The sequence below is a fragment of the Janthinobacterium kochi genome, from assembly GCF_051380715.1.
GTDB lineage: Bacteria > Pseudomonadota > Gammaproteobacteria > Burkholderiales > Burkholderiaceae_D > Janthinobacterium.
Genome location: NZ_JBNYXO010000010.1, coordinates 21382 through 41355 on the forward strand (window position 1 = coordinate 21382; position 19974 = coordinate 41355).

At 62.3% G+C, this 19974-nt stretch carries 17 protein-coding genes and 1 pseudogene; 11 read left to right on the forward strand and 7 right to left on the reverse strand.

Annotation, left to right across the window (positions count from 1 at the left end; genetic code table 11):
- Nucleotides 1-239: 239 nt before the first annotated feature.
- The 4 genes from dnaN to ACQ4WL_RS20035 all read left to right on the forward strand — a co-directional run bounded on the left by dnaN (nt 240) and on the right by ACQ4WL_RS20035 (nt 6261).
- Complete coding sequence (dnaN, locus tag ACQ4WL_RS20020; RefSeq protein ID WP_436511312.1) at nt 240-1346, forward strand: DNA polymerase III subunit beta; 1107 nt, start codon at nt 240-242, stop codon at nt 1344-1346.
- An 82-nt stretch (nt 1347-1428) separates the two neighbouring features.
- Nucleotides 1429-3927, forward strand: a complete 2499-nt coding sequence (gene gyrB / locus ACQ4WL_RS20025; protein ID WP_436511313.1) for a DNA topoisomerase (ATP-hydrolyzing) subunit B — start codon at nt 1429-1431, stop codon at nt 3925-3927.
- A 145-nt stretch (nt 3928-4072) separates the two neighbouring features.
- Nucleotides 4073-4993, forward strand: coding sequence for a bifunctional helix-turn-helix transcriptional regulator/GNAT family N-acetyltransferase (locus ACQ4WL_RS20030; protein WP_436511314.1), 921 nt, complete (start codon nt 4073-4075; stop codon nt 4991-4993).
- A gap of 206 nt (nt 4994-5199) precedes the next feature.
- The gene (locus ACQ4WL_RS20035; protein WP_436511315.1) at nt 5200-6261 is read left to right on the forward strand and encodes a GGDEF domain-containing protein; all 1062 of its coding nucleotides are present in this window, start codon (nt 5200-5202) and stop codon (nt 6259-6261) included.
- On the opposite strand, the gene ACQ4WL_RS20040 is transcribed toward ACQ4WL_RS20035, so the two are convergent.
- Nucleotides 6258-6608: a hypothetical protein gene (locus ACQ4WL_RS20040; protein WP_436511316.1), complete on the reverse strand. Its 351-nt coding sequence runs from the start codon at nt 6606-6608 to the stop codon at nt 6258-6260. The two genes, ACQ4WL_RS20035 and ACQ4WL_RS20040, sit on opposite strands and share 4 nt — an antisense overlap.
- Nucleotides 6609-6732: 124 nt before the next feature.
- On the opposite strand from ACQ4WL_RS20040, the gene ACQ4WL_RS20045 reads away from it, so the two are divergent.
- The gene (locus tag ACQ4WL_RS20045) at nt 6733-7749 is read left to right on the forward strand and encodes a hypothetical protein (protein ID WP_436511317.1); all 1017 of its coding nucleotides are present in this window, start codon (nt 6733-6735) and stop codon (nt 7747-7749) included.
- Between the two features lie 3 nt (nt 7750-7752).
- Here ACQ4WL_RS20045 and ACQ4WL_RS20050 read toward each other — a convergent pair whose 3' ends face one another.
- On the reverse strand, nt 7753-8514 hold the full coding sequence (locus tag ACQ4WL_RS20050) for an SDR family NAD(P)-dependent oxidoreductase (protein WP_426089604.1): 762 nt from the start codon (nt 8512-8514) through the stop codon (nt 7753-7755).
- A 181-nt stretch (nt 8515-8695) separates the two neighbouring features.
- On the opposite strand from ACQ4WL_RS20050, the gene ACQ4WL_RS20055 reads away from it, so the two are divergent.
- A complete protein-coding gene (locus ACQ4WL_RS20055) occupies nt 8696-9592 on the forward strand; it encodes an AraC family transcriptional regulator (protein ID WP_436511318.1) in 897 nt (298 codons plus the stop codon).
- A 107-nt stretch (nt 9593-9699) separates the two neighbouring features.
- Nucleotides 9700-10128, forward strand: a pseudogene (locus tag ACQ4WL_RS20060) (AI-2E family transporter); the annotation flags it as partial.
- Nucleotide 10129: 1 nt separating this feature from the next.
- Here the strand turns inward: ACQ4WL_RS20060 and ACQ4WL_RS20065 are convergent.
- The 3 genes from ACQ4WL_RS20065 to ACQ4WL_RS20075 form a co-directional block, all read right to left on the reverse strand.
- On the reverse strand, nt 10130-11866 hold the full coding sequence (locus ACQ4WL_RS20065; RefSeq protein ID WP_436511319.1) for a methyl-accepting chemotaxis protein: 1737 nt from the start codon (nt 11864-11866) through the stop codon (nt 10130-10132).
- Between the two features lie 416 nt (nt 11867-12282).
- Entirely contained in the window at nt 12283-13488 is a 1206-nt protein-coding gene (locus ACQ4WL_RS20070; RefSeq protein ID WP_436511320.1) for a toxin-antitoxin system YwqK family antitoxin, read from the reverse strand.
- Nucleotides 13489-13529: 41 nt separating this feature from the next.
- Nucleotides 13530-14444: a DMT family transporter gene (locus ACQ4WL_RS20075; protein WP_436511321.1), complete on the reverse strand. Its 915-nt coding sequence runs from the start codon at nt 14442-14444 to the stop codon at nt 13530-13532.
- A gap of 101 nt (nt 14445-14545) precedes the next feature.
- Here ACQ4WL_RS20075 and ACQ4WL_RS20080 point away from each other — a divergent pair, with 101 nt between their 5' ends.
- The 3 genes from ACQ4WL_RS20080 (at nt 14546) to ACQ4WL_RS20090 (ending at nt 16629) form a co-directional block, all read left to right on the forward strand.
- Complete coding sequence (locus ACQ4WL_RS20080) at nt 14546-15334, forward strand: AraC family transcriptional regulator (RefSeq protein WP_436511322.1); 789 nt, start codon at nt 14546-14548, stop codon at nt 15332-15334.
- A gap of 118 nt (nt 15335-15452) precedes the next feature.
- On the forward strand, nt 15453-16052 hold the full coding sequence (locus ACQ4WL_RS20085; RefSeq protein WP_436511323.1) for a MarC family protein: 600 nt from the start codon (nt 15453-15455) through the stop codon (nt 16050-16052).
- A 31-nt stretch (nt 16053-16083) separates the two neighbouring features.
- Complete coding sequence (locus ACQ4WL_RS20090) at nt 16084-16629, forward strand: DinB family protein (protein ID WP_436511324.1); 546 nt, start codon at nt 16084-16086, stop codon at nt 16627-16629.
- On the opposite strand, the gene ACQ4WL_RS20095 is transcribed toward ACQ4WL_RS20090, so the two are convergent.
- Both ACQ4WL_RS20095 and ACQ4WL_RS20100 read right to left on the reverse strand, forming a co-directional pair.
- Nucleotides 16594-17775 (reverse strand): MFS transporter, encoded by a 1182-nt coding sequence (locus ACQ4WL_RS20095; protein WP_436511325.1) that lies wholly within the window; start codon nt 17773-17775, stop codon nt 16594-16596. The genes ACQ4WL_RS20090 and ACQ4WL_RS20095 overlap by 36 nt on opposite strands.
- Nucleotides 17772-18950 carry a serine hydrolase domain-containing protein gene (locus ACQ4WL_RS20100; protein ID WP_436511326.1) on the reverse strand — a complete coding sequence of 393 codons (1179 nt, stop codon included), beginning with the start codon at nt 18948-18950 and terminating at the stop codon, nt 17772-17774. The genes ACQ4WL_RS20095 and ACQ4WL_RS20100 overlap by 4 nt, the downstream gene beginning before the upstream one ends.
- Nucleotides 18951-19062: 112 nt before the next feature.
- Here ACQ4WL_RS20100 and ACQ4WL_RS20105 point away from each other — a divergent pair, with 112 nt between their 5' ends.
- Nucleotides 19063-19953 carry a LysR family transcriptional regulator gene (locus ACQ4WL_RS20105; RefSeq protein WP_436511327.1) on the forward strand — a complete coding sequence of 297 codons (891 nt, stop codon included), beginning with the start codon at nt 19063-19065 and terminating at the stop codon, nt 19951-19953.
- The last annotated feature ends 21 nt before the right edge of the window (nt 19954-19974 follow it).

Genomic DNA, 19974 nt, shown 5'->3' on the forward strand with positions numbered 1-19974 from the left:
TTGCGGCCTGCGATGCTCACCGTGCTCTAGCACGGTTGCGCTTCTTAGCCACAAATCACTGCCGCTCGCTACGGTTTTGTTCGGCGTTCAGCACAACTTGGCAAGACTGGCTCAAAACGTGCTTTACCCTTATCATCTGGGAGGGCACCGCAGCCGGTCTGTCGGGGCTCCCTATGGCAACAATTGTTAAATTAATACGTTAAACGTCGTACTGTTCAACCTATACATTGAGGATAAATATGCAATTGGTCAAAACCACCCGAGATACCCTTCTCCGGCCACTGCAGATCGTGAGCGGTATTGTCGAGCGTCGGCACACTATGCCGATTCTGGCCAATATCCTCATCCGCAAAGACGGTGAAAATGTCTCCTTCCTGTCGACCGACACCGAAGTGCAGATCACCACGCACGCGGAAATCGGTTCCGGCGCGGACGTCACGGGCACCACCGTGGCCGCGCGCAAGTTGCTGGACATCCTGCGCGCGCTGCCCGAATCGGGCGACGTCACGATGACCCTGCTGAACAAGCGCCTGACCGTGCAAACGGGCAAGTCGCGCTTCGCCCTGCAAACCCTGGCGGCGGAAGAGTTTCCAACCGTGCAACAGGCGGAAAGCTACAACGCCTCCGTCACTCTGCCGCAGAAAACGCTGAAACACCTGTTCAACATGGTGCATTTCTCGATGGCGCAGCAAGACATCCGCTATTACCTGAACGGCTTGCTGCTGGTTCTGGATGGCCATCATGTCATCGCCGTGGCCACCGACGGCCACCGCCTGGCGTTTTGCCAGGTGGCCACCGAGCAGACGTTCGCACGCCAGGAAGTGATTATTCCCCGCAAGACCATCATCGAACTGCAGCGCCTGCTGGAAGAGAACGATGAGCCAGTGCAGCTGGACATCGCCGCCAACCAGGTGAAACTGACCTTTGCCGACATCGAGCTGATCTCGAAGCTGGTGGAAGGCAAGTTCCCCGACTACACGCGCGTGATTCCAAAAGGCTACAAAAACGACTTCACCATCGGCCGCGATGAACTGCTGCGCTCACTGCAACGTGCCGCCATCATGACCAGCGACAAGTTCAAGGGCGTGCGCTGCATCATCACCCCGGGCAGCATGAAGATCAGCTCGACCAATGCGGACCAGGAAGAAGCCGTCGAAGAGCTGGAAATCGACTACGGCGGCGACTCCGTCGACATCGGCTTCAACGTGACGTATCTGCTGGACGTGCTGAACAACCTGAAATGCGAATACGTCAACATCGCGCTGGGCGACTCGAATTCGTCCGCCCTGATCTCCATCCCTGACAATGCGGACTTCAAGTACGTTGTCATGCCGATGCGCATTTAAGCCTTAGTCGTAGCATAAAACTGGGGTCAGACCCGACGGGTCTGACCCCAAAATCAGCAATCGTTATTTGAGAAAGCAGTCCATGTCCGAGAATCCACAAGACACCCCGATCCAGGCCAAAACGGAAGAATACGGCGCCTCCTCCATCCAGATCCTGGAAGGCCTGGAAGCCGTGCGCAAACGCCCGGGCATGTACATTGGCGACACCTCGGACGGCACCGGCTTGCACCACCTGGTATTCGAAGTGCTGGACAACTCCATCGATGAGTCGCTGGCCGGCCACTGCACGGACATCCACGTCACCATCCACAGCGACAATTCGATCTCGATCACCGACAATGGCCGCGGGGTGCCGACCGGCCTGAAAATGGACGACAAGCACGATCCGAAGCGTTCGGCGGCGGAAATCGTCATGACCGAGCTGCACGCGGGCGGCAAGTTCGACCAGAACTCGTACAAGGTATCGGGCGGTTTGCATGGCGTGGGCGTGTCCTGCGTCAATGGCCTGTCGAAATTGCTGAAACTGACCATCCGCCGCGATGGCAAAGTGCATCACATGGAATTCGTGCGCGGCGTGCCGCAAGACCGCCAGATCGTCATGGTGGGCGACATCGCCACCTCGCCGATCAAGGTCATCGGCGAGACGGACAAGCGCGGCACCGACGTGCATTTCTGGGCAGATGAAGAGATTTTCACGCACGTGGAATTCCACTACGAAATCTTGGCCAAGCGCATCCGCGAACTGTCCTTCCTGAACAATGGCGTCAAGATCAAATTGTCCGACCAGCGCACGGGCAAGGAAGAAATCTTCGCCTTCGAAGGCGGCACGCGCGGCTTCGTCGAGTACATCAACAAGGCCAAATCAGTCTTGCACCCGACCATTTTCCAGGCCACGGGCGAGCGCCTGTCGGACCAGGGCACGAACATCTCGGTCGACGTGTCGATGCAGTGGAACGATGCCTACAACGAACAGGTGCTGTGCTTTACGAATAACATCCCGCAACGCGACGGCGGCACCCACCTGACGGGCTTGCGCGCGGCCATGACGCGCGTGATCAACAAATACATCGATGAACACGAGTTCGCCAAAAAGGCAAAAGTGGAAATCAGCGGCGACGACATGCGCGAAGGCCTGACCTGCGTCTTGTCGGTGAAAGTACCGGAGCCGAAATTCTCGTCGCAGACGAAAGACAAGCTGGTATCGAGCGAAGTGCGCGGCCCCGTCGAAGAGATCGTCGCCAAGACCCTGGCTGATTACCTGCAAGAAAAACCGAACGACGCCAAGATCATTTGCGGCAAGATCGTCGAAGCGGCGCGCGCCCGTGAAGCGGCCCGCAAGGCCCGCGACCTGACGCGCCGCAAAGGCATCATGGATGGCCTGGGCCTGTCGGCCAAGCTGGCCGACTGCCAGGAAAAAGACCCCGCCCTGTGCGAACTGTACATCGTCGAGGGTGACTCGGCAGGTGGCTCGGCAAAACAGGGACGCGACCGCAAGTTCCAGGCGATTCTGCCGCTGCGCGGTAAAGTCTTGAACGTGGAAAAAGCCCGTTTCGAGAAAATGCTGTCGTCCGAGCAGATCACCACCCTGATCGCCACCCTCGGCACCTCGATCGGACCGGACGAATTCAACGTCGAAAAGCTGCGCTACCACCGCATCATCATCATGACCGATGCGGACGTCGACGGCGCCCACATCCGTACCCTGCTGCTGACCCTGTTCTACCGCCAGATGCCGCAACTGGTCGAGCGCGGCCACATCTACATCGCGCAACCGCCGCTGTACAAAGTGAAATCGGGCCGCGACGAGCGCTATCTGAAAGATGACGCCGAAGAGGCGAGCTACATGATGACGGTGGCGCTGAACACGGCCGTGCTGGTGCCGCGCACCGGCGCGGAAGGCATTTCCGGCGAAACGCTGACGGAACTGGTGCGCAAGTTCAACCTGTCGAACACCATCATGACGCGTCTGACGCGCGTCATCGACCGCGCTGCCCTGACGGCCATCATGACGGGCGTGCAGCTGGACCTGTCGACGCTGGACCTGGCGGAAACTTCCGCCCTGGCCCTGCAGACGGCCATCAACGACAGCGCCGTGCGCGTGCATGTGCGTTCCGACGACTTGTCGGAAAAACACATGCTGCGCATCGAGCGCATGCACCACGGCAACATCAAAGTGACGGCCATCGACGCCGACTTCGTGCAAGGTCCGGACTACGCCGTGCTGAGCAGCGGCGCCGCCACCTTCGAAGGCTTGATCGGCGAAGGCGCCTACGTGCGCCGCGGCGAAGGCGAGCGCGTCAAGGAAATCGCCATCGTCGACTTCCACCAAGCCATGCAATGGCTGCGCGACGAAGCCGAACGCACCGTCTCGAAACAGCGCTACAAAGGTCTGGGCGAAATGAATCCGGACCAGCTGTGGGAAACGACGATGGACCCGACCGTGCGCCGCCTGCTGAAGGTGCAGATCGAAGACGCCATTGCGGCAGATCAAATCTTCACGACCCTGATGGGCGACGACGTGGAACCACGCCGCGCGTTCATTGAAAACAACGCGTTGCGCGCCGGCAATATTGACGTGTAAGCCAGCGTCCTTGGTTTCCGTTGCAGCCAAGGCGGCCCTCTTCAGGGCCGCTTTTTTTATGCACGCCAGCATCCTGCCGCTAGATTGACATACTTGCTAAAAGCAAGCAATAATCTGCTATAAGCAAGCAAATGGGAGATATCACATGCAGGCGGATCAACTCGGCGAACGTACGGAGATCGTGCGTCGTTTCAACCGTTTCTATACGCGCCAGATTGGCGTGCTGCATGAACACTTGCTGGACAGCGCTTTTTCGCTGACAGAGGTGCGCATCCTGTATGAACTGGCGCATCGTGAGCAACTGACCAGCGCGGACCTGTGCCGCGAGCTGGGCTTGAACGCGGGCTACCTGAGCCGTGTTATTTCCGGCTTCGAAAAGCAGGGGCTGATCGCCAAGACGCGCTCGCCCACGGATGCACGCGCGGCGCAATTGCAGCTGACCGAACAGGGCCAACGCACGCTCGCGCCACTGGTCGACGCCTCGCGGCGCGAAGTGGCCGCCATGCTGGGACGCTTGCCGCCAACGGCGCAGCAGGAACTGGTCGCTGCCATGGGCCAGATCCAGGGTTTGCTGGGGGAGCCATCGCCCGCTTATGTCCTGCGCAATCCGCAGCCGGGCGACATGGGCTGGATCATCCACCGGCAAGCCATGCTGTATGCGCAGGAATATGGCTGGAACAACGAGTACGAGGCACTCGTTGCCGACATCCTCGCCAAGTTCGTGCGGGAATTTGACCCGGCCCATGAGCGCTGCTGGATCGCCGAGAAGGACGGCAAGGTGATCGGCTCGGTCTTCATCGTGCGCCAGGACGACACGACGGCCAAGCTGCGCCTGCTGTATGTCGATCCCTGCGCGCGTGGCCTGGGCATCGGCGGCCGCCTGGTCGATGAATGCCTGCGCTTCAGCCGCCAGGTGGGCTACACGAAAATGGTGTTGTGGACCAACAGCATCCTCACCGGCGCGCGCCGGATCTACGACAGGGCTGGCTTCGAGCTGGTCGAAGAAGAGGCGCATCACAGCTTTGGCAAGGACTTGGTCGGCCAGGTACTGGCACGCGACCTGTAAGCCGGTGCTTGCCAGCCCCTGGCATGGACGCGACTGTGGCGGCGGCAGGACAGTGGCCGCCAATTTCCTCGTCTGGATCACCAATCCCCCCAAGAAACCAGTACACTAATTCCTGAGCGCAACTAATTTTGTGCGCGCACCAAGCCGCCTGCCGTTGCCGGGAGGCGCCTCTGCCGCAAGGCGTGTTGTCTGCCTGGACAAATGTCATGTTCACTTCGCGCAGCCTGTCTCCTGCCTTCTATTACCTGTTCTTTTCAGGAGAACGGGAGCAGCAGCAGCGCTTTTTCAAGGAACTGCATTTCATTTCGATAGCCATTCTGACGTTTGGCCTGGCTTGCTGGCTGGTCACGTTCAGCCTGACCCTGACGCGCGCTTCGCTCGATCATGCGCAGGCGGCGCTGGGTGTGATGGGCATGCTGGTCGGGCTGTTGCTGACCGTGTATGCAAAATCCTTGCACGCCATCATCGCCAGCGGCAGCATCAGCGTGCTGTTCATCGCTTTCGGCTTTCGCGTGCTGATACTGGGCACGGAGGACCCCGCTTTCTGGGTATTGCCGCTGGGCGTGATGATCACCTTGACGACGGCGCCCATCTTCAGCGGCATCGCGTATTACCTGGGCGTGTCGCTGTGCGTGTGGGCCATCCTGGGGCTGGGGCAGTTTCCCGTGCATGCGGGGCGTATCGACCAGCATTGGCCCGTGCTGGCCGTGACCATCAGCGTGATCATCGGCCTGGCGCTGAATATCTATTTTCTCGTCTTGCGCATCCATAACTACCGTTCCCAGCGCGAACTGGCGACGATGGCTTACAAGGATGGCTTGACCGGGCTCAACAACCGGCGCATGTTCACGCAAAGCGCGCGCATCCTGCAGCGTACGGCCCACACGCCCGCGTATTTTTTAATGATCGACATCGACGACTTCAAGCAAATCAACGACGTGCATGGCCATGACGTGGGCGACGAGGTGCTGAAAAAGATCGCCGATGTCATCGCGGGGCTGTGTGGCGAGCACCTGTGCGGCCGCCTGGGCGGCGAGGAATTTGCCATCATTTACCTGGGCGAAAAGAGCGCCGCCTGCGCCTTTGCTGCGCAACTGGTCGACAGCGTCGAGGCGGCTTTCGTGCCGGAACGCAAGGTGTCCGTCAGCATCGGCATGGCGGAAATGATCAAGGAAGCGGACTTGTCGCACAGCTACCGGCGCGCCGATGAATCCTTGTACCAGGCCAAGAAAAGCGGCAAGAACCGCTACGTGCTCAACGCCGCCTAGGCATTGCCGTCCGGCTTTGCATCGAGCAGCGCCAGCAAGGCTTGTGGCGAAATCTTCCAGGGATCGCGCTGCTCGAGGTCTACCTCATCCCAGCTGTCCCGGGCGCCGATCTTGAGGATGGTCAAGGGAATGTCCTTGCTATCAAAGAACGCCAGCATGCGGCGAATCAAACGGCTCACCTTGGCGTGGTCATCACGATACAAGGAACAGGTATAGAAACAGCCCGTCTCTCCCATGCGCAATCTCCTGGCCGCGCCGAGACGCGAGTGGAGCACGTACTTGTGCACGAACTCGGTCACTACCTCATCGTCGACGGCAATACTGCAGGAAATGGTGAGCTTGGCCATGATAACGGGGGACAGTGATTCAATAGCCAAGCTTAGCAGAAAGCGTTTCATTCCTGAAATGCTAAGATCGCGGCGCGCGCATGCCGGCAAGCGGACCGGCATGGCGTCTCGACAAGGATTGCCATTGAACGCCCCAGGAAACATCACTCTGCGCATGCTGTCGCTGTGCGCCGCCTTGTGCCTGCCACTTTCCAGCATGGCACAAGCCATTTCTGCCGAGGATGCCGCCTTCGTGGCCGCCACCGTGCCCGTCTCCGTGCCATCGCCGCCGCTCAGCCTGAACGAGCATCCACAAATCCGCGCCGACGTCTTCAGGCTGCTGGGCTATGCGCGCGGCAGCTATACGCAGGGCGATACCCTGATCGCGCTCCAGGTACTCGACAGCATGCGTTCGCTGCATGATATCCAGCGCACCATGCTGCCCGACGGACGCTCGGTGCTGGCCTCCATCAACCCCAGCGAACACGGTGCGCAGCGCGCCGCCATGCTGTTCGACTCGCATCGCACGCTGTTGGCGCTGGCCCTTGTCAACGGCCATTGCCAGGCCGCCATTGGCGATGCCGCCCCCGCCTGCCTGCCGTCCACGCATGCCGTGCTGACCTTGTTCCTGCCACCAGGTGCAGAGGACGAGATGGCCGCGCCGCTGATGGTGTGGGCGCGGCAGCGGCCACCGATGCTGGCGCAGGCTGCGCCGGAGCAGCGGCAAAGCATTGCTGTGCTGGAATACATCACCACCCGCCCCGACCAGCCCGGCTGGGAGCAGCGCGACGTGCCGCCCGGCTTTCCCCCCAGCTTGCTGCACCTGCTGCTGCCGAACGCGGAATTGAACAGCAGCTCCAGCGGTGGCAAACTCATCGCACCGGTCGGCCTGGCCGGTTTGCCCATGCGCACGCCCACGGAAGCGGCCGAGGCCGGCGACGAGCCCATGCCCGATGCCAGCATCACCCTGCGCAGCTATGCCGACTTCCACTGGGTGCTCAACACCTACGCCAAACTGGCCAAGGGTGCGCAAGTGAAGGGGCATGACGACAAGGTGGTGTTCACGGGCAGCGATACGAGCGGCCGCTACACGGTGACCTTGCGCGAACAGGGCAAGAAAGACAGTGTGTTCATCACCGTGGCCAGCTGGAAGAAAGAATAGCTCCTACAGGTAGGCGCCACCCGAGACTTCAATGCGCTGGCCATTGACCCAGCGGTTGCTGTCCGACAACAGCGAAGCGATCATGGCGCCGATGTCATCCGGCTGGCCCACGCGGCCCAGCGCCGTTTGCGCGGCGATGAACTGGTTCGTCTGCGGATTGTCGCGCACGTCGCCGCCGCCGAAATCCGTGGCGATGGCGCCCGGCGCCACCGTGTTGACGGTGATGCCGCGCGCGCCCAATTCTTTTGCCAGGTAGCGCGTCATCACCTCGACCGCGCCCTTCATGGCCGCGTAGGCCGACATGCCCGGCAAGCTGAAGCGGGTCAAGCCGCTCGACAGGTTCAGGATGCGCCCGCCATCGGCGATCACTGGCAGCAGAGTCTGGGTCAGGAAGTAGACACCCTTGAAATGGATATTCATGAGCTGATCGAACATGGCCTCACTGGTATCGGCAAACGGCGCCATCAGGCCGATGCCGGCATTGTTGACCAAATAATCCAGGGTATCGCGGCCCCAGCCTTGCAAGATGGCTTGCAGCGCATGCGAAAAACCGTCGAACGAGGCCACGTCGCCACAGTCGAGTTGCAAGACGGCGGCGCGGCGGCCCAGTTGCCCGATTTCTGCCGCCACGGCTTCGGCTTCGCCACGCTGCGCATGGTAGGTGAGGATGACGTCGACGCCTTGCCGGGCCAGGTGCAGGGCGGCATTGCGGCCCAGGCCGCGGCTGGCGCCCGTCACCAGTGCGATTGTTTGAGTGGTTGACATGTGCATTCCTTGGGTGGGTGAAGAGGCGACCAGTGTCGCGCCGCAGACAGTCCGCGTGAATAGGCAAAACTCCACATTCCATGCCTAAAACTCCAAGCCGCTTGCCAGCCGGCTAACAGGCGCGCTACGATGGCTGCATAAAAAATAGTCAGCACCGTTGCTGCTATCAGACCGGGATGCCATGTCCACTACCCCACTGGCGGCCGCCATCGCCGCGCATACCGCAACGCGCAACACGCCGGATGGCTTTTATGCGACCGAGATCGCAGCGCTGAAACTGATGCGCCTAGGCGAAAGAACCCTGCCCGCCTATGCGCTATACACGCCTGCCCTGTGCCTGGCCGTGCAAGGCGCCAAGCAAGTGATGCTGGGCGATGCGCTGTTCGATTACGGCGCCATGGAATTTTTGATTGTCAGCGTGGACTTGCCTATTCTTGGCAGGGTGACGCACGCCACGCCGGAGCATCCCTTCCTTGCGCTAATCCTCGAACTCGACGTCAAGCTGTTGCAGGACGTGATCCGCCAGCTCGACGGGGAGGCTGTCGCGCCGGGTACGGCGGCGCTGGGCGTCTTCGTGGGACGGCTGGAAGAGCAGGCGGCCGATTGCCTGCTGCGGCTGGTACAACTGCTGGGCCAGCCGCGCGCCATCGCCATGCTGGCGCCATCCATCCTGCGCGAACTGTATTACTGGCTGCTGAGCAGCCCGCAAGGCGAACAATTACGCCGCCTGGTGGCGCCCGACAGCCGCACCCTGCGCATCGCCGAAGCCATCCACCTGATGCAAGCGGATTTTGCCGCCCCCATCGGCATCGGGCGCCTGGCGGCGCTGGCCGGCATGAGCGTCTCGTCCTTCCATGCACACTTCAAGAGCATCACGTCGCTGACGCCGCTGCAATATCAAAAGCAGCTGCGTCTGCTGCAAGCGCGGCGCCTGATCGTCACGCGCGCGGCCAATGCCTCGCAAGCCGCGTATCAGGTGGGCTATGAAAGTGCCTCGCAATTCAGCCGCGAATACACGCGCATGTTCGGTACGCCCCCCAGCCGCGAACGGGTGGCGGGTGATGTCATGCAGCACTGAAAGATTGCCCCCACGCATAGGCAAATGGGATTTTGCTATTTTGCGGTATGATTTTTTCCGTGCGGCTACGCCGAATCCCTGCCCAGCGCATCTATTGAACATCAGTTGCCGCCTTGTTGAAATTCATCCCGTTTGCCGGTCCGCTGGCGGCCGCCGTCATCGCTGTGGTGGTGGCCGGTTTCAGCGGCTTCGATCACCTATTCTGGCTGATCGGCTTTATCGCCGCCTACCGTTTATTCCAGGATTACGTGGTCAACCCGTATTTGATGAGCGAAGGCGTGGAAGTGAGGCCGCTGATGGTGATCGTCGGCTTGCTGGCCGGCGACCAGCTCGGTGGCGTGGTCGGCATCTTCCTGTCCGTGCCCGTGATGGCGGCCATCAAGATCGTCTTCGTGCGTGCGCGGGCAGCCTTGCGGGCGCGCCATGATGCGCATGAGAAAGCAGAACAGGCGGCGGAAGAAGCGCGCGCCCAAGCCTTGGCCGAGGCGGCGCGATTGCAGGAGCAGGGCAGCAAGGCCACCCTGCCAGCGCAGTAACTTAGAACTCTTCCCACTCGCCGCTATTATCAGCAGCGGGCTTGGCTGGACGCGGTTTTGCAGCAGGGGCAGGTGCTGCCGCAGCGCGGGACGGCGCCAGGCGCAGCGCCGGGCGTTTCAAGGCCGTGCTGGTGGTGGCGGCCACGACAGGCTTGCGCAAGGCAGGCTTGGCCGCTGCCGGGCCGCTATGGTTGGCGTCGAGCTTGAAAAAGCTGACCATCTCGGCCAATGCCGCCGCCTGCTCCTGCATCGCTTCCGAGGCGGCTGCCGCCTCTTCCACGAGCGCCGCATTCTGTTGCGTCACGGTATCCATCTCGGCCACGGCTTGATTGATTTGGCCAATGCCCAGTTCCTGTTCGCGGCCGGCGGCGCTGATCTCGCCCATGATGTCCGTCACGTGGCGGATGCTGGACACGATCTCGTCCATCGTCGTGCCCGTCTGGCTGACCAGCGCGCTGCCGGCACCCACGTTCTGCACCGACGCTTCGATGAGCACCTTGATATCCTTTGCAGCCGAGGCCGAGCGGTGCGCCAGGTTGCGCACTTCCGTGGCGACGACGGCAAAGCCACGCCCCTGCTCGCCGGCGCGCGCCGCTTCCACGGCCGCGTTCAAGGCCAGGATGTTGGTCTGGAAGGCGATGCCATCGATCACGCCGATGATGTCGGCGATCTTTTTCGACGATTCGCTGATGCTGCCCATGGTATCGACCACTTGCGCCACCAGCGCGCCGCCCTTGACGGCCACGTCCGAAGCGGAGACGGCCAACTGGTTCGCCTGGCGCGCATTGTCGGAATTCTGCTTGACGGTCGAGGTCAGCTCTTCCAGCGACGAGGCCGTTTCTTCCAGGCTGGAAGCTTGCTGCTCTGTGCGGCTCGACAAATCCAGGTTGCCCGAAGCGATTTCATTGCTGGCCGTGGCGATGGCGCCACTGCCGTCGCGCACGCCGCGCACAGTGGTCGACAGGCGTTCCTGCATTTTCTGCAAGCCCGTCAGCAAGGCGCCCATCTCATCGTGGCGCGTGATGACGATGTCGTTGGCCAGGTTGCCGTCCGAAATGGCACCGAAATGGCGCAAGGCCTGGTCCAGCGGGTTAAAGATGGCGCGCAGCAGCAAGATGCTGGAAATAATGGTCAGCAAGGCGCCCACTACCATGCCGATGATGGCCATGGTCACTTGCGTGCGGTAACTGGCCTGGCTTTCCGCATACATCGCGGCGGCCGAGGTGGCCTGGAATTGCGTCAACGTTTCGGCAGCCTGGTCCAGGGTGCCGTGCAGCGGCGTCAGCCCCGTCATCATCAAGCCGTCCGCTTGCGCGATGTTGCCTTCACGCAAAGCCTTGCTCATGACCAACAAACCGTTGCTTATGTATTCGCTGCGCTTCTTGTCCATGTCGTCGGACAGGCGCTTTTCGTCCGCGCCTTGCGGCAAGCCCAGGTACTCCTTCCAGGACTTGTTGGAAGCCTCGATGAATTGCTCGGAGCGCGCCAGGGTATCCTTGGCATTGGGCGCGTCGGGGTGCACCATCACGCGGTCCATCGTGAAACGGGCGCGGCCCAACAGAATCTGCGACTCGCCGATGGCTTGCGTCGATGCCAGCTGATTGCTGTAGACCTCGTTGAGGCTGTTGTTGGCCGATTTCAGGCTGATGATGCTCATGACGCCCAGCACGGCGGTCAGCACGCCCAGCACACTCATGGTGGCGATCAGGCGCATTTTTATTGTTAAGTTCGACAGCATGCAGTTTTCCTTGGTAGGGGCGTAACCATGCCTGCGCTCACCAAACGGATAGCAGCAAGCGCCAGCTAGGCGGGTCACGTGAATTGTTCAGGACAGATCGATACGGCGTGTGCGGCGGCAGGGGGGAAGGCGGCCCGCGCATATCGTCAGGAGTGCAATACAGGGCAACGAGGTTGAGGTTTCCCGTATTTTTAATTTCCTTGCTGCAAGATACAGGGAAAGATTACTGGTAGCAATATGCAGCCGGAATTTTCACGCTTTGTAACAAACGGATGATGTTTTTTGCGCAGAACTGGCATTCCGCTGCGGTGTACGGTCGTGCGGAAATGCCAAATATGTTAATAAACGGTTTCTGTAAAGAGCTTGCTGTTGAGCATGGTCAGCATTTGCCGGCCACCGTCCGGCGTCGCCTTCTTTCACGGGCCCTGTTTCACGTCATCGACGTACAGACCGCCGCCACCAGGCTCGACCCACTGGCCCTGCTTCCTGCCATTCACATAATTGCCCTGCCATTGCAGCACGCCACCGACGCGGCGCTCGCTGGGACCGTCCAGGCGGTCTTTCACGAAATGGTCGTAACCGGTGAAACTGTGCATGTCCGCTGCGCGCCATTCGGCCACGCCCGGGCTCACTTCCCAGCGGCCCGTGCGCTGGCCCCGCTGCATCATGCCCGTGGTGGTTTCGTCGCCGCTTGCATACGTCCACGGCCCTTCTGCCTTGTCGTCGACAAACGCGCCAGACGAGCGGATGGTATTCGGCTCCTCAAAGTGCCACTGCCCCGTGCGCTTGCCCTGCGCATACAGGCCACGGGCATACACGCTGCCCACACAGCAATTCACGTCGTATTCGATGAATGGCCCATCCTGGCTGGCGGCAAAGCGCTGCGGCTGCGTTTCCCAGGTGATCCATTTGACGTGGTAGCTGGGCGCGCGGGCCCCTTCCCAGCCCTTGCCCAGCAGATACGTGACGGTCAGAAAATGGCCATCCTTTTCCTGGAAGGTTTTTTTATAGGCAAACGCAGGCGCGTCGGCCGGTTTGTCTGGCAGTAACTCGCCGTCGATATTGAAATAGCCGGCCAGGGTGCCATGGCCATGCTCGATGGCGTCGAATTCGGCCACGCCCGTGGGCACATACGCGATGCTGTAATCGATCAGCTGCAAACGGCCCAGCGCAGCGCGCACGCGCGCCTCGTCCATGGTTGTCGCACCGCGCACGATGGCGTCCAGCGCAGGCTGCAAGGTCGCCACCTTGAACATCCTGCCGCCGCTGCGCTCGTAGCGGTAGGCATGCAAGCCAAAGAGCTTATCGCTGCTGCGGCTGAGCACGAACGTCGTCTCGCCTTCGCTGTCGAGGTCAAGCTGGAACACGGCCGCGATGCTGGCCTTGCCATACTTGTCCAGGTTCATGCGTTTTTCGCTGCCCTCATTGCACTGGCAGTAGTAGCCGTTGACTTCGCCATTTTCCCGCAGGAAGGCCAGCACCACGCCGCCGTCGCGGCGCTCGACGGCAGTGGCGGTGGCCATGGGCTGGCCTGCATAAAAACGCGGCGCCGCCTGCGCCGGCGCCAGGGTACCCAGCGCCAGCAGCGCCGCCATCGTGCTCATCCAAAATGTTTGCCGCATGCCCACTCCACTGCCTGAAAACCGCCATTATGCATGGCCGTTCAGGCAAGACCGGACACCTCAGGACGCTGGCGCCACAGCGGCCGCTGCACCGTCTGCGCCAGCAGCACGCCCAGCAGCGAAATGCCGCCGCCGATCAGGTGATACATATGCATGCTTTCGTGCAGCCAGACGATGGCCAGCAAGGCCGTCAGCAAGGGCAGCAGGTTGACGTAAATGCTGCAGCGGTTCGGTCCCAGCAGTTTCACGCCTTCGATCCACAGATAGGACAGCACGATGGACGAGCCGATGCCCGCATAGCCGATCAGCGGCAAGGTGGTGGCGTCCAGCCTGGCGCTGCCCGCTGGCAGCAGCAGGAACGGCGGCAGCATGCACGCCAGGGCCGCCAGCGCCTGGCAATAAATGGCTTGCCAGGCGGGAATGGATAAACGCCAGCGGCGCAGCAGCACGCCGTACAAAGCAAAGATCAGGCAGGCCAGCAGCATCAGCGCGTCACCCGCATGCAAGCCCTGCTGCAGCAGGACCAACATATCGCCGCGCCCTACCAGGTACAGCAAGCCGCCAAACGACAGCACGCCGCCGGCCGCCATACCCACCGTCAGACGCTCACCCAGCAGCAGCACGCTGAGCAGGGCCGTCATCAATGGCGCCAGCGCCGTGACGATGGCCATATTCGTCGCCGTCGTCGATTCGGCGGCGCGGTAGGACAGGCTCTGGAACAGCGCCATCGACATCACGCCGCACAGCGCCAGCTGCCACCACTGGCGCCCGATGGCGGCACGGTTGCGCCACATGGGGCGGGCGATAAACGGCGTCATCACCAGCAAGACCAGCACCAGGCGGTAAAAGGTGATGGCCGTGGGGGCGATGCTGGACGCGGCCAGTTTCGAGACGACGACGTTGCCGGCCCACAGCAGCATGGCCAGGAATGGATACAAATAGGCGCGCACAGGCATGCGAGGCTCCATAAAACATTGAGGGTATTCATCTTGCCGCAGGCGCGCGGCGCCCTCTCGCGCTAAAATGTCTGAACCTATCGCAAAACTGACCTTCTTTCATGGATTGTTCCTCCCCCGCCTTTCAGCAATTGCTGCCCGTCACGGCGCGCGCCATGGCGCTGGCCGTCGACTATGCGCATGGCCACGTGATTTCCGTACACCGCCACACGCATGCGCAATTGCTGTATGCCATCGAGGGCGTGATGACCATCGAGGCGCAGGGCGGGCGCTGGGTGGTGCCGCCCACGCGCGGCGTGTGGCTGCAGCCCGGCATCGCGCACCAGGTGCGCATGAGCGGCGCGGTGAAAATGCGCACCGTCTTCATCGATTGCGCCAGCTCACCGCTGCTGCCGCGCCACAGCTGCGTGCTCGACATCAGCCCCCTGCTGCGGCAATTGATCGTGGCGGCGGTCGACATCGCGCCCGATTTTACGGAAGGCAGTCGCGACTGGCATCTGCTGCAATTGCTGTTGCACGAGCTCGACAGCCTGCCCGTGCTACCCCTGTATTTACCGTTACCCGTGGATGCGCGCCTGCGCGGCATCTGCGCGCGGCTGATGGCGCAACCGGGCGAACAGCAGACGGTGGCGCACTGGGCGCAGGAACTGGCGATCACCGAGCGCAGCCTACACCGCTTGTTCCAGAAACAGACGGGCATGCGCTTTGGCCAGTGGCGCCAGCAGGCGCGCCTGCTGCGTGCACTCGAACAATTGGCGCATGGCAGCAAGGTCATCGACGTGGCCATGGACAATGGCTACACCAGCCAAAGCGCGTTTAGCGCCATGTTCAAGAAACATTTCGGCACCACGCCCACCGCGTTTTACCAGGCAAAAGTCATCGCGGCGTAAAAAAAATGCTGCTGTGCATCAATAATCATGGGCGTTCGTCGCCGCTCTTGTTATCATCGCAAGCCTTATCGCAGCGCGCCCATCCTGGCAGCGCTGTTGACCTTCTTTCCACACCACCATGACACAGAATTTCTTCCAGACTTTTATCCTGCTTTTGCTCGTCACCGATCCGTTCGGCAACGTTTCCCTGTTCGTCAATGCCTTGAAACGGGTACCGGTCGAGCGGCGCTGGAAAGTCGTGGTGCGCGAATGCATGATCGCCTTCGGCATCTTGCTGCTGTTTATGTTCTTCGGCCGCCATTTCCTGAACGCCTTGCAATTGTCGGAAGTGGCCCTGCGCATCGGCGGCGGCGTGATCCTGTTCCTGATCGCCATGCGCATGGTGTTTCCGCAGCCCAACGCGGGCAATAGCGACCACGAGATGGCCGGCGAACCGTTCATCGTGCCGCTGGCCATCCCCGCGCTGGCCGGCCCATCGGCGCTGGCGACTGTGCTGCTGTTTTCCTCGCATGAAATGAACGACGTCATCGCCCACGTGGCCGGGCTGACGGCCGTGGCCATTGTCTGGCTGGCCGTCTTCCTGTGCGCCGAACGCTTGCAGCGGGCACTCGGTCCAAGGGTCATGACGGCGTTCGAGCGCCTGATGGGCTTGATTTTGACGGCGATGGCCATTGAAATGCTATTAGCTGGCATACGCGCATTTTTGAAATCCGTCTGACATAGAACATTCATCCACTGAAGGAGTCACCATGAGTCGTTGCGCCCACCTTTGCCTGATGGCCGATTACAACCAGTGGATGAATGCCAAAGTCTACGCGGCGGCGGCCAGCCTGCCGCCCGACGAGCTGCAGCGCGAGAGGGGCGCCTTTTTCGGCTCCCTGCTGGCCACCCTGAACCACGTGATGGTGGGCGACACCCTGTGGCTGCAGCGCTACGCGAAACATCCGGCAGGTTTCCCGTTGCTCGATCCCATCCGCGCCATCACGCCGCCCGCGTCGCTCACGCACCCGCTGTTCGCGGCCGAGGATTTTGCCGCCATGCACGCGCACCGGCTGTGGCTAGACCAGCTCATCATCGACTGGGCCGCTTCCATCACGGAAGCCGACCTCGACCACCTGCTCGATTACCGCAACAGCAAGGGAGCGAACCGGCGCGAGTTTTTCAGCTTGCTCATGCATTTCTTTAACCACCAGACGCACCACCGGGGCCAGGCCAGCACCCTGCTGTCGCAAGCGGGCGTGGACATCGGCGACACGGATCTACTGTTTCGCATCCCCAACCATATTGCCGACTGACGACGGGCGGTACAGCCACGCCTTGAGCAAGATCAAGGCCAGCGCCAAGGCACCGAACAGCGCGCCGCACGCCAGCGCCCCCTGCATGCCATAGCGGGCGATGGCCATGCCGCCTGCCAGCGCGCCCACCGTCACGCCCAGGTTGATGGCGGCGATATACACGCCGATGGCGAACGCGGGCGCCTCGCGCGCTTCGCTGCTGAGCCACACTTGCGTGACGATCAGCCCGCTCGTATGCGCGGCGCCCCAGAACAGCAGCAGCACCGCCATCGCCGCCCAGCCGATGTCGCTGCCCGCAGACTGGTACAGCAGCCAGTAAGCCAGCCCCAGCAACACGGGTTGCAGCAAGACCGTGCGCAGCACGTGCGTACCCAGCTGGCGCCCGGCGAACAGATTACCGACCACGCCGCCCACGCCAAACACCACCAGCGCCAGCCCCGTCTGGCGCGCCGACAAGCCCGCTTCCTGCTGCAGATACGCGGCCGCATACGCATACACGGCAAACATGGCGGCAAAGACAAAGACGGCGGCGGCAATGGTGAACCACAGGGCGGGTTTGCGCAGCACGGCCAGCTGGCGCCCATATGCCAGCGGCGGCGCCTGCGGCGTGTCGGGCAAGAACAGGTACAGCCCCAGCGCCGCCAGGGCATTGACGAGGGCGCAGGCAAGGAACGATGCCTCGTAACCATACTGCGCGGCGATCCAGGTGGTGAGCGGAATGCCCAGCACCATGCCCATGCTGGTGCCCGTGAACGCATGCGCGCCGGCCCGCGCCGATTGCTGCGGCGGATACAGGGCGACGGCCGCCACCATGGCCAGCGAGAAATACACGGGATGGAACAGGGCCGGCACGATGCGCAGCGCCAGCAGCCACCCGAAGCGCGGCGCATACGCCGAGGCCACGCTGGCCAGGGCAAATACCAGCAGGGAGACGATCAGCACCGGTTTGCGGCGCCAGCGCGTGGCCAGCAGCACGAGGAAGGGGCCGCCCACGGCGATCACGAGGGCGAACAGGCTCACCAATGAACCCGCCTGCGCGGCCGTCACGCCATAGCGCTGCATGATCATCGGCAAGATGCCCACCACGCCAAACTCGATGCAATACACGCCGAACAGGCCCAGAGCGAGGAAGACGATGGGCATCATTGCCCTTGCTCCACGCCATACACGGCCTGGCACAGTTCCATCACGAACGGCCCCGCCATGCCCTCCAGCGCCGTATTCGTGAACGCCACCACAGAGAGTTCTTGCGCAGGGTCAACAAACCATGAATGGCCATACGTGCCGCCCATGCGCCAGCTGCCCACGGATTCCTGCGTGGCGGCCAGTTGCGGGTCGGTCAGTACCGTAAAACCCAGACCGAAGCTACGGCCCGGCCAGAACGGCAAGTCGAAATTTCCCGTCTGGTTTTCGCCCATCTGGCGTGCCAGCGCAGGCGGCAGCAGCGGTGCGCCGCCCAGGCGCAGGATTTCCAGCAGGCGCATGAAGTCGGGTGCCGAACCGACCATGCCGGCGCCGCCGGACGGGTAAGCGTGTGCATCGAGGGCACGCGCCGGCGACAAGCTAAAACCGGCCATGCCGTCGATAAATGGCAAATGGTCATCCCCCGCATCGAGCAAACGGCGCGGCCGGGATTCTCCCGCTGCGCGGTCCGCATAGGCGACGGCCAGGCGCGCCGCATCCGTGCATATAAAACCCGTATCGCGCATGGCCAGCGGCGCCGTCACCAGCTGTTCCACGGCGTGTGCCAGCGGCAAACCAGTCACCGCTTCGATCACGGCGCCCAGCACGTCGGTGGCAATCGAATACGCCCAGCGCTCACCGGGCGCATACGCCAGCGGCACCGTGGCCAGGCGGCGCAGGTTGTTCTCCAGAGAAATACGGGACGCATCCATGCCGTCCGACACGCCCGCCTGCGCATACGCGCCACCCGGCGACTGGAAAAAGCCGTAGTCAAGTCCGGCCGTGTGCGTGAGCAGATGGCGCACGCTCATCGCCGCCACGGCACCGTCCGGCTGGCACGGTGCAAAATACGGCAGCCAGCGCGCGACCAGGTCGTCCAGGCCCAGGCGTCCCTGCCCCACCAGCGCCAGCGCGGCCGTCGAGACGATGGGTTTGCTGACGGACGCCAGGCGGAAGACGGCATCCTCGCGCATGGGCGTGCCCGCCTCGCGGTCCAGATAGCCGGCAGCGCGACGATAGATTTCCTGGCCCCGCTGGCGCACCAGCACCACGGCGCCCACCAGGCGCTGCTGCAAGACGGCATCGAGCAAGGGATCGATGCGGGCGGACAAGGCCGCAGGAGAGAAGTGGTACATCATGGCGTAGCCTTTCAAATGATCAGGCTGCCAAGGTAAGGCAGGCACGATCAAAGAAAAACAGGCTATAGTTTCTGTCTGTGCGGACGTTGGCATCCGCAATTAAAGGTCAATAATGGATAACCTGGCGGGATTCACGGCCTTCGTGCAGGCGGCAGAGACGCGCAGTTTTGTGGCGGCGGGCAGGGTGCTGGGTATTTCCGCCTCGGCCATCGGCAAGAGCATCGCGCGGCTGGAAGCGCGGCTGGGCGTGCGCCTGTTTCACCGCAGCACGCGCAGCATCGCGCTGACCAGCGAAGGCACGGTGTTTCTCGAGCGCTGCCGGCGCATCCTGGGCGAGATCGAAGCGGCCGAGCTGGAGTTAACGAACAGCAAGAGCGCACCGCAAGGCCGGCTGCGCGTCAGCCTGCCACAGGTGGGCAGCCTGCTCAATCCCGTGCTGGCTGCCTTTGCGCGCGCCTATCCGCAGGTAGAACTCGATCTCGATTTCAGCGACCGCCGGGTCGACGTGATCGAAGAAGGCTACGACGCCGTGGTGCGCGCGGGCGAAAGCGCCGACAGCCGTTTGATGAGCCGCCAGCTGGGCCAATTCCAGCTGCAACTGGTGGCCGCGCCCGCCTATCTGGCGCAGCACGGCACGCCCCTGCTGCCGGCCGACCTGCTGCGCCATACCTGCCTGCTGTACAAGTTTCCCAGCAGCGGCAAGGTCGAAGCCTGGCCACTGCCCGAATGGCCCGCCCTGCACGCGGCGGGCTTGCCGGCCCTGCTCAACTGCAACAATGTGGAGACCTTGCTGCACTTTGCCGAAAGCGGCCTGGGCATCGCCGCCCTGCCCGACTTTGCCGTGCGCGCGGCACTGGACGCGGGCCGCTTGCACAGCCTGCTGGATGCGCACCACCAGCACGACGGCGCCTTGCGCATCCTGTGGCCCAGCAGCCGCCACCTGACGCCGAAACTGCGCGCCTTCATCGATTTCATGGCCATCCACGTGTTTCCCCAGCGCTGATGTTTCCTGCTGACGCCGTGC